General features: G+C 60.7%; 14 protein-coding genes. 1 reads left to right on the top strand and 13 read right to left on the bottom strand.

Annotated elements, in window-relative coordinates; translation table 11 throughout:
• Positions 1-60 precede the first annotated feature (60 nt).
• The 13 genes from PMI37_RS28515 to PMI37_RS28455 form a co-directional block, all read right to left on the bottom strand.
• Positions 61-1,008 carry a S66 peptidase family protein gene (locus tag PMI37_RS28515; RefSeq protein WP_008087913.1) on the bottom strand — a complete coding sequence of 316 codons (948 nt, stop codon included), beginning with the start codon at positions 1,006-1,008 and terminating at the stop codon, positions 61-63.
• 107 nt (positions 1,009-1,115) lie between these two features.
• On the bottom strand, positions 1,116-2,114 hold the full coding sequence (gene lipA / locus PMI37_RS28510) for a lipoyl synthase (RefSeq protein ID WP_162130791.1): 999 nt from the start codon (positions 2,112-2,114) through the stop codon (positions 1,116-1,118).
• Between the two features lie 25 nt (positions 2,115-2,139).
• Positions 2,140-2,787: a lipoyl(octanoyl) transferase LipB gene (gene lipB / locus PMI37_RS28505; RefSeq protein ID WP_008087909.1), complete on the bottom strand. Its 648-nt coding sequence runs from the start codon at positions 2,785-2,787 to the stop codon at positions 2,140-2,142.
• Positions 2,787-3,062, bottom strand: a complete 276-nt coding sequence (locus PMI37_RS28500; RefSeq protein WP_008087908.1) for a DUF493 domain-containing protein — start codon at positions 3,060-3,062, stop codon at positions 2,787-2,789. The genes lipB and PMI37_RS28500 overlap by 1 nt, the downstream gene beginning before the upstream one ends.
• 85 nt (positions 3,063-3,147) lie before the next feature.
• Complete coding sequence (locus PMI37_RS28495) at positions 3,148-4,305, bottom strand: D-alanyl-D-alanine carboxypeptidase family protein (protein WP_008087907.1); 1,158 nt, start codon at positions 4,303-4,305, stop codon at positions 3,148-3,150.
• 189 nt (positions 4,306-4,494) lie between these two features.
• On the bottom strand, positions 4,495-5,505 hold the full coding sequence (locus PMI37_RS28490) for a septal ring lytic transglycosylase RlpA family protein (protein ID WP_007909599.1): 1,011 nt from the start codon (positions 5,503-5,505) through the stop codon (positions 4,495-4,497).
• Positions 5,505-6,515 carry a lytic murein transglycosylase B gene (mltB, locus tag PMI37_RS28485; protein ID WP_008087906.1) on the bottom strand — a complete coding sequence of 337 codons (1,011 nt, stop codon included), beginning with the start codon at positions 6,513-6,515 and terminating at the stop codon, positions 5,505-5,507. The genes PMI37_RS28490 and mltB overlap by 1 nt, the downstream gene beginning before the upstream one ends.
• A gap of 17 nt (positions 6,516-6,532) precedes the next feature.
• Positions 6,533-7,636, bottom strand: coding sequence for a rod shape-determining protein RodA (gene rodA, locus PMI37_RS28480; protein ID WP_042704880.1), 1,104 nt, complete (start codon positions 7,634-7,636; stop codon positions 6,533-6,535).
• 31 nt (positions 7,637-7,667) lie between these two features.
• Positions 7,668-9,563: a penicillin-binding protein 2 gene (mrdA, locus tag PMI37_RS28475; RefSeq protein ID WP_008087905.1), complete on the bottom strand. Its 1,896-nt coding sequence runs from the start codon at positions 9,561-9,563 to the stop codon at positions 7,668-7,670.
• Between the two features lie 10 nt (positions 9,564-9,573).
• The gene (gene rlmH / locus PMI37_RS28470; RefSeq protein ID WP_003185785.1) at positions 9,574-10,041 is read right to left on the bottom strand and encodes a 23S rRNA (pseudouridine(1915)-N(3))-methyltransferase RlmH; all 468 of its coding nucleotides are present in this window, start codon (positions 10,039-10,041) and stop codon (positions 9,574-9,576) included.
• Between the two features lie 9 nt (positions 10,042-10,050).
• Positions 10,051-10,545, bottom strand: a complete 495-nt coding sequence (gene rsfS / locus PMI37_RS28465; RefSeq protein ID WP_008087903.1) for a ribosome silencing factor — start codon at positions 10,543-10,545, stop codon at positions 10,051-10,053.
• A gap of 72 nt (positions 10,546-10,617) precedes the next feature.
• On the bottom strand, positions 10,618-11,340 hold the full coding sequence (nadD, locus tag PMI37_RS28460; protein WP_008087901.1) for a nicotinate-nucleotide adenylyltransferase: 723 nt from the start codon (positions 11,338-11,340) through the stop codon (positions 10,618-10,620).
• Positions 11,309-12,580, bottom strand: coding sequence for a glutamate-5-semialdehyde dehydrogenase (locus PMI37_RS28455; protein WP_008087899.1), 1,272 nt, complete (start codon positions 12,578-12,580; stop codon positions 11,309-11,311). Before PMI37_RS28455 ends, nadD begins: the two co-directional genes overlap by 32 nt.
• Positions 12,581-12,757: 177 nt before the next feature.
• Here PMI37_RS28455 and PMI37_RS28450 point away from each other — a divergent pair, with 177 nt between their 5' ends.
• Positions 12,758-13,453, top strand: a complete 696-nt coding sequence (locus PMI37_RS28450; protein ID WP_008087896.1) for a DNA-3-methyladenine glycosylase — start codon at positions 12,758-12,760, stop codon at positions 13,451-13,453.
• Positions 13,454-13,484: the final 31 nt, after the last annotated feature.

Below are 13,484 nucleotides of genomic sequence, written 5' to 3'. Positions count from 1 at the left end.
GCAGCTCCTACAGGGATCGTATTCCAATGTAGGAGCTGCCGCAGGCTGCGATCTTTTGCTTTATCGGGTCACTACATCCTGCTCCAGCATCAATTCCTTCTTCCCGGCATCCAGCCGTACCAGCGCGCCCATCGGCAGCGTCAGGTTCGGGTCGCAATGCCCACTACGCCACCCCGACAACACCGGTATCCGCAAAGGCTCGAACGTCTGCTTGAGCAAACGATTCAGCGCCTCGACATCTACCCCGGCAATGTCCCCGACCAACACCCCGCGCAACTTGGCCAACTTGCCGGCCAGACGCATCTGGGTCAGTAACCGGTCGATCCGATACAGCGGTTCGTTGATGTCTTCGATCAGTAGAATTACCCCTTCGACATCGATTTCGTAAGGCGTGCCTAGTGTTGAAGCGATCATTGCCAGATTGCCGCCAAGCAAACGCCCGTGTGCAACGCCGGGCTCAACGGTGGTCAACGGATACGCCACCGGATGGCTCAGCACACTCCCCGCTTTCACCTGACCACGCAGCATGGCGAAGAACGACGTCACGGTCGGCGGTTCCTTGTCACCCAACAGGTCGGCGTTGAGCAGTGGCCCGTGGAAGGTTACAAACCCGGCGTAACGGCTGATCGCCAGGTGCAGCGCGGTGATATCGCTGTAACCGACGAAAGGCTTGGCGTGGCGGCCGAGCAGGTCGTAGTCGATGCGATCCAGCAGGCGCGGCGTACCGTAGCCGCCGCGCAGGCAGATGATCGCGTCGACTTCAGGGTCGGCAAACGCAGCGTGCAGGTCATTGAGGCGTACGTCATCGCTGCCGGCCAGATAACCATCTTTCTCGTAGACACCGGGGAACACCTTCAGCGCATAACCGCGAGCGCGCATCCATTGCACGGCCTTGTCGGTATCCAGCGCGCCGGGGCCGGCCGGCGCGATCACGCCGATCACGCCCTCTGACGGCAGCGCCGGCACGGGTTTATGCGGGAAAAGGCTGTGGGTCGGTCGAACGGTCATCCATGGGGCTCCCAGTGTGAAGTCATGCGCACACAGTAGTCAGGAAAGCAGGCAAAAAAAAGCCCGCCGGACTTAAAGCCACGGCGGGCATTTTATTCAGCGCTGAATCAGGCCCCCATCAACTCAGCCTTGACCAGCTTCGCTTGCTCGTCAGCGTGGTACGAAGAACGCACCAGCGGGCCCGAGGCAACGTTTTTGAAGCCCATCTTGTAACCTTCCTCGGCGAACCAGGCGAAGGTGTCCGGGTGCACGAAACGCTGCACCGGCAAGTGGCTGCGCGACGGTTGCAGGTACTGACCGAGGGTCAGCATGTCGATGTCGTGTTCGCGCATGCGCTTCATGACTTCGATGACTTCCTCGTCGGTCTCGCCCAGACCCAGCATCAGGCCGGATTTGGTCGGAATGTGCGGCATCATCTGCTTGAAGCGTTGCAGCAGAGTCAGCGACCACTGGTAATCCGAACCCGGACGCGCAGCCTTGTACAGGCGCGGCACGGTTTCCAGGTTGTGGTTGAACACATCCGGCGGCTCGGCGGCGGTGATTTCCAGCGCGACGTCCATGCGGCCACGGTAGTCCGGGACCAGGGTCTCGAGCTGCACGTTCGGCGACAGTTTGCGGATTTCGCGGATGCAGTCGGCAAAGTGCTGGGCACCGCCGTCGCGCAGGTCGTCGCGGTCAACCGAAGTAATCACCACGTACTTGAGCTTGAGGTCGGCGATGGCGATGGCCAGGCTTTCCGGCTCGTTGACGTCCAGTGGCTTCGGACGCCCGTGGCCAACGTCGCAGAACGGGCAGCGACGGGTGCAGATGTCGCCCATGATCATGAAGGTCGCGGTGCCGCCGGAGAAGCACTCACCCAGATTCGGGCAGGACGCTTCTTCGCAGACGCTGTGCAGCTTGTGTTTACGCAGCAGGCTCTTGATACGGTCGACTTCCGGCGAAACCGGGATGCGCACACGAATCCAGTCAGGCTTCTTCGGCAGTTCGGTGGTCGGAATGATCTTTACCGGGATGCGTGCAACCTTCTCGGCGCCGCGCAGCTTGACGCCGGCTTCTACCTTGGGACGCGGGGCCGGGCGCTCGGTCACGTCGAGCGTCGGGATCATGGTTTGCACTGCATCAGTAGTCATATCAGTCGATTCCGCCCGTCAGGGTCGTCTGCTCAGCATAGTCGAGGTGTTTGACGAGCTGCGCACGCAGCCGGGCACTTACCTCGGCAAATTCAATCGATCCTGCGTGATCGCTCAGCTGGGTCATCGCCAGCCCGGCATAGCCGCAGGGATTAATCCGTCGAAACGGTTCCAGGTTCATATCCACGTTCAGGGCCAGGCCATGAAAGGAACAACCGTGGCGAATCCGCAAACCCAGAGAAGCGATTTTTGCTCCATCGACATAGACGCCGGGAGCATCCGGCTTGGCTGCAGCGGTAACGCCGTAGCTGGCCAGCAGTTCAATCAGGCAAAGCTCCATGCGGCTGACCAGATCGCGCACGCCGAAACCCAGCTTGCGCACATCCAGTAACAGGTAAGCCACCAATTGGCCGGGACCATGATAAGTCACCTGGCCGCCACGATCGACCTGCACCACCGGGATATCTCCCGGCAGCAGCAAGTGTTCGGCCTTGCCGGCCTGGCCCTGAGTGAACACCGGCGGGTGTTCGACGAGCCAGATTTCGTCGGCGGCATCGCTGCCGCGTTCGTTGGTAAAGCGTTGCATGGCATGCCAGACCGGCTCGTAAGCCATCTGGCCGAGCTCACGAAAGCCCAGCGTGCCCGGCATCACAACACCATGTGCACGAAACCGGTTGCCCGCAGTTCGCTGTTGATGTTGTACAGCTGATCCTGATCGGTCGCGACGATGTGCAACTGGATGGTGGTGTATTTGCCGTTGCTGCTCGAACGCTCGTCGACACGCTCATCGTTGATCTTCGCGAATTTCTTCACGATTTCGATGATCTTGTCTTTGTGGCCAACCCCCGTGTCGCTGATCACCTTAACCGGATAATCAACCTGGGGAAATTCGATCTTTGGCGCCTTTACTTCGGTATCGGTCATGGCGTAACGGCCTCTTGAGCGCAAGCCGTGATAACGCGCATGGCCCCGCACCGGATCGGGGCGGGGCCATGCAGGTCAACACAAATCAGTTGAACAAGCCGTAGAAGAATAGACGGATGCTATCCCACATGCGGCGGAAGATACCACCCTCCTCGACGCCATCCAGAGCGATCAGGTCAGCGCTGTGCACGACCTTGTCTTCCAGTTTGACTTCGACTTTACCGATCACGTCGCCCTTGGCGATTGGCGCGGTCAGTTGCGGGTTCATGGTCATGCTGGCAGCGAGCTTCTTCAGCTGGCCTTTTGGCAAGGTCATGGTCAGGTCTTCAGCCAGGCCGGCCTTGACTTGATTGGTGGTGCCTTTCCACACCGGGGCCTGAGCCAGTTCGGTGCCCTTCTGGTAGAAGGTCTGGGTTTCGAAGAAGCGGAAACCGTAAGTCAGCAGCTTCTGGGTTTCAGCGGCGCGAGCCACTTCGCTGTTGGTACCGAACACCACCGCGATCAGGCGCTGGCCGTCACGTACCGCCGAGGACACCATGCAGTAGCCGGCTTCGTCGGTGTGACCGGTTTTCAGACCGTCAACGGTCTTGTCGCGCCACAGCAGCAGGTTACGGTTAGGTTGCTTGATGCCGTTCCAGAAGAACTCTTTCTGCGAGTAGATCGCGTAGTGAGCCGGGTCTTCGTGGATGATTGCACGGGCCAGGATTGCCATGTCGTGAGCCGACGAGTAGTGCTCAGGGTTTGGCAGGCCGGTCGGGTTCATGAAGTGGGTGTTGCTCATGCCCAGATCAGTCACCGTCTTGTTCATCAGGTCGGCGAACGCATCTTCGCTACCGGCGATGTGCTCGGACAGGGCGACGCTGGCGTCGTTGCCGGACTGGATGATGATGCCGTGCAGCAGGTCGCTGACAGTCACCTGCGAGCCGACTTTGATGAACATCCGCGAACCGCCGGTGCGCCAGGCGTTTTCGCTGACGGTCACCGGATCGTTTTCACCGATCTGGCCACGACGGATTTCCAAGGTCGCGATGTACGCGGTCATCAGCTTGGTCAGGCTGGCCGGCGGCAGACGCTGGTCGCCATTGTTCTCGACCAGCACATTGCCGCTGCTGGCATCCATCAGAACGTAGGCTTTAGCGGCCAGTTGTGGTGGCGACGGCATCATCTCGGCCGCGAAGGCGGCTGGCGAGAGGAGCAGCGGGACTAGCAGACAAAGGCGTTTGGCAAAGGTGGTGATGTTCATCCGTCTCTCGAAATCGCTAATGGAAACTGTCCTTGCGGACAAAATTTAATCAGATGGCTTTCTAACGAGCCATCGCGTGTTCAGTTGCTCACTCCAGTCACCCTTGCCGGGCTTTTGTTCTTTGACGAGCCAACAACCTGATTCACCCCCCAATCGCTGGTGAACCGTCAATCAAGATCTACGTTTTGCTTACTCGGTGACCACGCTTGGCGAACCAAGGTTGGCCAGGCGCACGCTGTTCTGCACCTGGGCAATTTCACCCGGCGAGCCGATCGGCCCCAGGCGAACCCGGTGCAGGGTCTGCTGATTGCGCACGATCGAACTGATGAACACCGGAGCGCTCACCATCCCGCTGAGCTTCGACCTCAGGAGTTCTGCAGCGTCCGGGTTGGCGAACGCGCCCACCTGCAGATACTGGCCAGTTGCTGTTGCAGAAGCGTTTTTTTTTGCACTCATCGGCACCGGGACGGTATCAGAGGCATGTTGTTGCGGTGGCGGCGTCCACTGCTCGACGGTGCCGGCCGAGGCCGTAATCACCGGCGCGCTGTTCTGCGCGACCTGCGGCTCGTTGAGCATCAACGGTGCCGGACGGCCCTTGGCAGCCCAGTATTGCTGCGGATCGATGCCTTCAACCTTGACCCGCGCAGTGCCGGTTTCGGCGTAACCGAGTTTTTTCGCGGCCGCGTAAGACAAGTCGATGATGCGATCGGAATAGAACGGCCCACGGTCGTTGACCCGCAGGATCACCGTGCGGTTGTTGTCCAGGTTGGTGACCCGAACGTAACTTGGCAGTGGCAATGTCTTGTGGGCGGCACTCATGCCGTACAGGTCGTAAACCTCGCCATTGGCGGTGTTCTGACCGTGAAACTTGGTGCCGTACCAGGACGCCGTGCCGGAGGCGACGTAAGTCTTGGATTCCTGCAACGGGAAGTAGGTTTTGCCCAGTACGGTGTAAGGGTTGGCCTTGTACGGGCCGGTGTGCAGGGTCGGCGTGGCATCAGGGATGCGCGAAACATCGACATCCCACCACGGCGCGCCATCTTTGTGCGCGCGATTGATGTCCAGGCCCGGCTGCGCTCGCACAGCGGTATTGGAGGTTTTCGGCGTCGGGGAACGACTGGTCGTGCAGCTGGCGACCAGTACCGCCAACGCAGCAAATGCCACCAGCTTCAGGGGTTTATTGTTAGGCAATGCCCGCATTACTTGACGCCCCGTGCTTGTACCAGCTGTTCAGACAGTTGATGTACGGCCATGGCGTACATCACGCTGCGGTTATAACGCGTGATCGCGTAGAAATTCTTCAGGCCCATCCAGTATTCAGGGCCGTTGTCGCCTTCGAGGCGAAATGCAGTCACCGGCATATCATCGCGCAGCGCATCATGACTTGACCAGCCCAGCGCCCGCAACTCTCCAACCGTCTTCGTCGGCTCGATGCCGGTGGTCAGGCCTTCATCGACCTGCTCGCCACGCACATCGGCGCGGCTGACCACCGGCTCACCGGCGACCCAGCCGTGACGCTTGAAATAGCTGGCAACGCTGCCGATCGCATCGTCCGGGTTGTTCCAGATATTGATGTGGCCGTCACCGTCGAAATCCACCGCATACGCGCGAAAGCTGCTCGGCATGAACTGCGGCAGGCCCATGGCCCCGGCGTACGAACCTTTGAGGGTCAATGGATCGACCTGCTCTTCGCGCGCCAGCAGGAGGAACTCACGCAGTTCCTTGCGGAAAAATTCGGCACGGGGAGGATAGTCGAAACCGAGCGTCGACAAGGCATCGATCACCCGGTAATTACCGGTATTACGTCCGAAAAAGGTTTCAACGCCGATGATCGACACGATGACTTGTGCCGGCACGCCGTATTCCTGCTCGGCACGGGCCAGCGTTGCCTCGTGCTGACGCCAGAAGTCGACACCGCGGGCAATGCGCGCGTCGGTGATGAACATCGGACGATATTCTTTCCACTGCTTGACCCGTTCGGCAGGTCGGGAGATCGCATCGAGAATCGCCTGCTTGCGTTGAGCCTCGCGGAACACCGCCATCAGTTGCTCACCGGCGAAACCGTAGTCGCGGGTCATTTCACCGACGAACTCGGCCACCTGAGGTGAGCCTTCGTACTCGCCGGCCAGCGCTTCCTGCATGCTGCCCAGGAGGCCCATCAGGCCTACCACTGGCGCGCATCGAGTCGCCCAGCCACGCATTACTTGCATTGAACTCTTCACCTTATTCAAACCTGTGCGATCCACTTGCGATGGGTATGGATCGACATCAAAACCCCAAACGCTGACAGCAGCGTCACCAGCGAAGTTCCTCCGTAGCTAATGAACGGCAACGGTACCCCTACGACCGGCAACAGGCCACTGACCATACCGATGTTGACGAAAACGTAAACAAAAAACGTCATGGTCAACGCACCGGCGAGCAATTTGCCGAACAGCGTCTGTGCCTGAGCGGTGATCACCAGCCCTCGGCCAATCAGCAACAGGTAAATCAGCAGCAGCGCACAAATACCCACCAGGCCAAACTCTTCGCCGAGTACCGCGATGATGAAGTCGGTGTGGCTTTCCGGGAGGAAGTCGAGGTGCGACTGGGTGCCGAGCAGCCAGCCTTTGCCGAACACGCCGCCGGAACCGATCGCGGCTTTCGACTGAATGATGTTCCAGCCGGTGCCGAGCGGATCGCTTTCCGGGTCGAGGAAGGTCAGGATTCGCTGTTTCTGGTAGTCGTGCATGATGAAAAACCACATCGCCACCGACACCGGGATCGCCGCCGCCAGCACGCTGAGAATCCAGCGCCAGCGCAGCCCGCCCATGAACAGCACAAACGCACCGCCCGCCAGAATCAGCAGCGAAGTGCCGAGGTCAGGCTGGCGGACGATCAGGATGAACGGCACACCGATCAGCATCAGGCTGATGCCGACGTGCTTGAGCTGCGGCGGCAACGTGCGCTTGGACAGGTACCAGGCGATGGTCGCCGGCATCAGGATCTTCATGAATTCCGAGGGCTGGAAGCGGATCACCCCGGGAATGTTGATCCAGCGCGTGGCGCCCATGGCGTTGTGACCCATGATGTCCACCACCAACAGCAACACCACGCCGATCACGTAACCGAGCGGCACCCAGCGCGCCATGAAACGCGGCTCGAACTGGGCGATGACGATCATCGACACCAGGCCGATGCCGAACGAGGTAGCCTGTTTGGCCAGCAGGTCCCAGCTCTTGCCGCTGGCCGAATACAGCACGAACAGGCTGCCGGCGGCGAGAATCAGCAGCAGGATCAGCAACGGACCATCGATATGCAGTCTTTGCAGCAGCGTCGCGCGGCGACGCATCACATCCTCACTGGAGAGCATGCGATCAAAGTTATTCATCACGGGCCGTAGCCTCCGCACTGATTGGGCTGGCGTATTCGGCCTTCAAACGTCCGTCCTGATCGAGCAGCCAGGCGTCCATGACCTGACGCACCACGGGCGCGGCGACACCGGAGCCGGACTCACCGTTCTCGACCATCACCGACACGACGATGCGTGGGTCATCGGCCGGGGCAAAGCCGACGAACAAGGCGTGGTCGCGATGACGCTCCTGAACCTTGGAGCGGTCGTATTTCTCGCCCTGCTTGATCGCGACGACCTGAGCCGTACCCGATTTGCCGGCGATACGGTATTGCGCGCCGATGGCCGCTTTGCGCGCGGTACCGCGAGCGCCGTGCATCACTTGCTGCATGCCGTGGTTGACCTTGGTCCAGTCCGACGGATCACGCAGGACAATGTCCGGTATCGGATTCTCATCCACCGGTTTCACTCCTTCGAGGGATTTCGCCAGGTGCGGACGGTTCCAAATGCCTTTGTTGGCGACCAGCGCCGTGGCCTGGGCCAGTTGCAGCGGAGTCGATTGCATGTAGCCCTGGCCGATCCCGAGGATCAAGGTTTCGCCAGGGAACCACGCCTGTTTGCGCGTCGCTCGCTTCCATTCGCGGGACGGCATCAGGCCGGGGGACTCTTCGAACATGTCCAGCGAGACCTTCTGGCCGATGCCGAACTTGTTCATGTAAGCCGACAATCGATCGATGCCGAGCTTGTGCGCCAGGTCATAGAAGTAGGTGTCGTTGGACCGCATGATCGCCGTGTCGAGGTCGACGAAACCGTCGCCCGTACGGTTCCAGTTACGGTATTTGTGATCGTAGTTGGGCAGCATGTAGTAGCCCGGGTCGAACACCCGGCTCGAAGCCGTGACTACGCCAGAATCGAGACCGGCAATCGCCACCGCCGGTTTGATGGTCGAACCCGGCGGATACAGACCGCGCAATACACGGTTGAACAACGGCCGGTCGATCGAATCACGCAACTCGGCATACGCCTTGAAGCTGATGCCGGTGACGAACAGGTTCGGGTCGAAGCTCGGCTGACTGACCATCGCCAGCACTTCGCCGGTCTTCGGATCCAGCGCAACCACCGCGCCACGACGCCCGCCCAATGCCGCCTCGGCCGCTTCCTGCAATTTGATGTCCAGACTGAGGACGATGTCCTTGCCGGGAATCGGGTCGGTGCGCTTGAGCACCCGCAACACACGGCCGCGAGCGTTGGTCTCGACTTCTTCGTAACCGACCTGACCGTGCAATTCCGGCTCGTAGAAACGCTCGATGCCGGTTTTGCCGATGTGATGGGTGCCGCTGTAGTTGACCGGATCGAGGGTTTTCAGCTCTTTCTCGTTGATCCGCCCCATGTAGCCCACCGAGTGCGCGAAATGCGCGCCTTGCGGGTAGTGACGAACCAGTTGCGCGACCACTTCCACGCCTGGCAGGCGGAACTGGTTAACGGCAATACGGGCGATCTGTTCTTCGGTCAGCTCGAACAGGATCGGCACCGGCTCGAACGGCCGGCGCCCCTGACGCATGCGTTTCTCGAAGATCACCCGGTCCTCGGGCGTCAGCTCCAGCACTTCGACGATGACGTCGAGCACCTGCTGCCAGTCGCCGGAGCGCTCGCGGGTCATGCTCAGGCTGAAGCTTGGACGGTTGTCCGCCACCACCACACCGTTGCGGTCAAAAATCAGCCCGCGCGTCGGCGGAATCGGCTGCACGTGGACGCGGTTGTTTTCCGACAGTGTCGAGTGGTACTCGTACTGGATCACCTGCAAGTAATACAGCCGCGCAATCAGCACGCCGATCAGCAACATGATCGCAATGGCCCCGAACACGACGCGGCTACGCACCAGGCGTGCGTCCTTTTCGTGGTCCTTGATGCGGATCGGCTGAGACATGAGGGCAGGCTTACTTGTGGTAAGGGTGACCGGACAGCACGGTCCAGGCACGATACAACTGTTCGCCGATCAGGATCCGCACCAACGGGTGCGGCAACGTCAGCGGCGACAACGACCAGCGCTGATCGGCGCGGGCACAGACTTCAGGCGCCAGCCCTTCCGGGCCACCGACCATGAAATTGACCGTGCGCGAATCCAGCCGCCAGCGATCGAGTTCGACCGCCAGCTGTTCGGTGCTCCAGGGTTTGCCGTGGACTTCCAGCGTGACGATCCGCTCGTTCGGCCCGACCTTGGCCAGCATGGCTTCGCCTTCCTGGCGGATGAAACGGGCCACGTCGGCATTCTTGCCACGGGTATTGAGCGGTATTTCCACCAGTTCGAGCGCCAGCTCGGACGGAAGACGCTTGGCATATTCATGCCAGCCTTCTTCCACCCATTTGGGCATGCGTGAACCGACGGCGATCAGGCGCAGTCGCACAGCAATCCCTTACAGCTGGTCTTTGTTGAGCTTGGTGAAATGCTCGTGGGTGTTTTCCGGGCTGTGGTGCTTGGCGTCGGCCGCGCGGCTTTGCTCGGCACCGGCCCACAGGCGTTCCAGGTCGTAGAACTGACGCGCCGAGGCAGTCATCATGTGCACGATCACCAGGTCCAGGTCCAACAGCACCCAGTCGCTGTCGCCCTTGCCTTCTTCGCCCAGCGGCTTGGCGCCCTGCTTTTTGACTTCTTCGCGAACCTTGTCGAGCATCGCGTTGATCTGGCGGTTGGACGTACCGGTGGCGATGATCATGTAGTCGGTGATGCTCTGCTTGTCGCGAACATCGATGATCTGAATGTCTTGCGCCTTGACGTCTTCCAGGGCTGCAACGGCAATCTTGACCAGTTCGTCGCCTTTGAGCGGCTCATTGGTGTTGACCGGCTCTGGCAGCGGGGCGCTCTTGAATGTGCCTTTGCGCTTTACTTTGGTTTGGTCTTTGTCAGTCATATAAAACTCGTTTTGCTCATATATTCGGCGGCTTGGCGATACGTGGATTCGTATCAGTGAAGCACGCCTTGCTCAGTTCGACGCACGGTAAAGACCGTGCGCATCGATGTAGGCCAGGACCGCGTCGGGCACCAGGAAACGTACCGACTTACCGCTGGCCAGCAGTTGACGGATCTGGGTGGCGGAAACCGCGAGCGGTGTCTGCCAGACGAATGCAATCTGTCCGCTCGGCCCTTTCAGGGCCAGCGGGTCGCTCACCGAACGCGCTGCCAGCAGGTTGCGCAAGGCATCCGGCGGTTCGCTGTCGGCGTCCGGGCGCTGTAGCACCAGGATGTGGCAATGCTGGAGCAACTCTTCCCAGCGATGCCAAGTGGGCAGGCCGCAAAATGCGTCCCAGCCCAAAAGCAGAAAAACCTGGGTCTCGGCGGGCATTTCAGCACGCATCAACTCCAGGGTATCAATGGTGTAAGACGGCTTGTCCCGCTGCAATTCGCGGGCGTCTACCACCAGTGGCGGCACTCCGGCCACCGCGCACTCGACCATCGCCAGCCGATCCTGCGCCGACACTTGCGGCGTATTGCGATGCGGCGGCCGTGCACTCGGCGTCAGCCGCAACTCATCGAGCGCCAGCGCTTCGGCGACTTCCAGACCACCGCGCAAATGGCCGATGTGCACCGGGTCGAACGTACCGCCCAGCACGCCAATGCGTCGCGGACGGGACTCGCTGCCGGGCTGCGGCGCTGTCAGGTCGAGATCGGACAAGTCAGACCGTCGCCTGGCCGCGCAACTGGCCATCACCGACCACGATGTACTTCTCGCAGGTCAGTCCTTCGAGGCCCACCGGGCCGCGGGCGTGCAGCTTATCAGTAGAAATGCCGATCTCGGCACCCAATCCGTATTCAAATCCATCGGCAAAGCACGTCGGGGTGTTGATCATCACCGACGCCGAGTCGACTTCCGCGACAAAACGACGGGTGTCGGCAAGGTTTTCGCTGACGATCGAGTCGGTGTGATGGGAGCCGTAATGGTTGATGTGCTCGATCGCCTGGTCCAGACCATCAACCACTCGGATCGACAAAATCGGCGCCAGATATTCGGTATTCCAGTCTTCTTCGCTGGCCGCGACCGCTTCGATGATTGCCCGGGTGCGCTCGCAGCCACGCAGCTCGACGCCTTTTTCGCGGAACTGGGCAGCCATCGTCGGGAGGAAATCCTTGGCGACTGTTTGATCGACCAGCAGCGTCTCCATCGCACCGCAAATACCGTAACGGTAAGTCTTGGCATTGAAGGCGATGCGCTGGGCTTTCGGCAGATCGGCGTGGGCACTGACGTAAACGTGGCAGATGCCGTCCAGATGCTTGATCACCGGCACCCGGGCATCGCGGCTGATGCGCTCGATCAGGCCACGGCCACCGCGCGGCACGATCACGTCGACGTACTCGGGCATGGTGATCATCGCGCCAACGGCGGCACGGTCGGTGGTTTCAACCACTTGCACCACGGCGGCGGGCAATTCAGCCTCGGCCAGACCGCGCTGGATGCACGCGGCAATCGCGCGGTTGGAGTGAATCGCCTCGGAGCCGCCGCGCAGGATTGTGGCGTTGCCGGACTTCAGGCACAGGCTGGCGGCATCGATGGTCACGTTGGGACGGGATTCGTAGATGATCCCGATCACACCCAGCGGCACGCGCATCTTACCGACCTGAATGCCCGACGGACGGAAGCTCATGTCACGGATCGCACCGACCGGGTCCGGCAGTGCAGCCACTTGGCGCAGACCGACGATCATGCCGTCGATACGCGCCGGGGTCAGTTCCAGACGTTCCAGCAATGCCGGCTCCAGACCGTTGGCGCGACCGGCGGCCAGATCCTGTTCATTGGCTGCAGCAAGCTCGGCGCGCGCAGCGTCGAGGGCATTGGCAGCAGCCTGCAAGGCGCGGTTTTTCTGCGCGGTGCTGGCACGGCCGATGACCCGGGAAGCTTCGCGGGCGGCGCGACCCAATCGGGTCATGTAGTCAAGAACGGACTCAGTCATGGTCTGCTGGGGTCTTGGCAAAGAGGAAAGCGGCAGATTATAGCTGTCGCGTCCCGGGACTAACAGCGGTGACGGGCGGATGGTCAAAATGAGCCGCGAATCGCCGACGTTCAGGCGTAATTAAGCCGCGCATTGTTATCATCACGATCTCTTCAGCCTGGATAAACCTTGCCTGCCATGTCCAACCTGACTGTTCGCTCGCACGCCGAGCGCCTGCCGCTGGGGCTCCCGGACACTTTTTTTGACCGGGACGCCCAAGTGCTGGCCAAGGATTTGCTCGGCAAAGTCATCCGCCATCGCGTCGGCGATCTGTGGCTCAGCGCGCGGATCATCGAAACCGAAGCCTATTACTGCGCGGAAAAAGGCAGCCACGCGTCCCTCGGCTACACGGAAAAGCGTAAGGCTTTGTTTCTGGATGGCGGGCACATCTATATGTATTACGCCCGTGGCGGCGATTCGCTGAACTTCAGCGCGCAAGGGCCGGGCAACGCGGTATTGATCAAATCCGCCTATCCATGGGTCGATGAAATCAGTGGCCCGGCGAGTCTGGCGCAGATGCTCCTGAACAATCCCGATGCGCAGGGCCGTGCGCGACCGTCGCAAAAGCTCTGCGCCGGGCAAACGTTACTGTGCAAGGCGCTGGGACTGAAAGTGCCGGTGTGGGACGCCAAACGTTTCGATCATGAAGTTCTTCTGGTAGAAGACACCGGGCCCGCGCCCTCGCACATCATTCAGACCACCCGCCTGGGCATCCCCCATGGCCGGGACGAACACCTGATGTACCGCTTCGTCGACGCGACTTACGCGCAATGGTGCACGCGGAACCCGCTGCGACGCGGCCAGGTCGAAGGCCGCGACTATTTCCTGCTGTAAACACACACTCAGGTAGGAGCTGCCGAAGGCT

This window comes from Pseudomonas sp. GM80, assembly GCF_000282515.1.
Taxonomy (GTDB): Bacteria; Pseudomonadota; Gammaproteobacteria; order Pseudomonadales; family Pseudomonadaceae; genus Aquipseudomonas.
This window is presented reverse-complemented; position numbering and strand designations above follow the sequence as displayed.

What these genes read in the sequence shown, in the direction of transcription:
- PMI37_RS28515 (WP_008087913.1), bottom strand. Translation starts at nt 1,008, where the DNA reads ATGACCGTTCGACCGACCCACAGCCTTTTCCCGCATAAACCCGTGCCG.
- lipA (WP_162130791.1), bottom strand. Translation starts at nt 2,114, where the DNA reads ATGATCCCGACGCTCGACGTGACCGAGCGCCCGGCCCCGCGTCCCAAG.
- lipB (WP_008087909.1), bottom strand. Translation starts at nt 2,787, where the DNA reads ATGCCGGGCACGCTGGGCTTTCGTGAGCTCGGCCAGATGGCTTACGAG.
- PMI37_RS28500 (WP_008087908.1), bottom strand. Translation starts at nt 3,062, where the DNA reads ATGACCGATACCGAAGTAAAGGCGCCAAAGATCGAATTTCCCCAGGTT.
- PMI37_RS28495 (WP_008087907.1), bottom strand. Translation starts at nt 4,305, where the DNA reads ATGAACATCACCACCTTTGCCAAACGCCTTTGTCTGCTAGTCCCGCTG.
- PMI37_RS28490 (WP_007909599.1), bottom strand. Translation starts at nt 5,505, where the DNA reads ATGCGGGCATTGCCTAACAATAAACCCCTGAAGCTGGTGGCATTTGCT.
- mltB (WP_008087906.1), bottom strand. Translation starts at nt 6,515, where the DNA reads ATGCAAGTAATGCGTGGCTGGGCGACTCGATGCGCGCCAGTGGTAGGC.
- rodA (WP_042704880.1), bottom strand. Translation starts at nt 7,636, where the DNA reads ATGCGTCGCCGCGCGACGCTGCTGCAAAGACTGCATATCGATGGTCCG.
- mrdA (WP_008087905.1), bottom strand. Translation starts at nt 9,563, where the DNA reads ATGTCTCAGCCGATCCGCATCAAGGACCACGAAAAGGACGCACGCCTG.
- rsfS (WP_008087903.1), bottom strand. Translation starts at nt 10,545, where the DNA reads ATGACTGACAAAGACCAAACCAAAGTAAAGCGCAAAGGCACATTCAAG.
- nadD (WP_008087901.1), bottom strand. Translation starts at nt 11,340, where the DNA reads ATGGCCAGTTGCGCGGCCAGGCGACGGTCTGACTTGTCCGATCTCGAC.
- PMI37_RS28455 (WP_008087899.1), bottom strand. Translation starts at nt 12,580, where the DNA reads ATGACTGAGTCCGTTCTTGACTACATGACCCGATTGGGTCGCGCCGCC.
- PMI37_RS28450 (WP_008087896.1), top strand. Translation starts at nt 12,758, where the DNA reads ATGTCCAACCTGACTGTTCGCTCGCACGCCGAGCGCCTGCCGCTGGGG.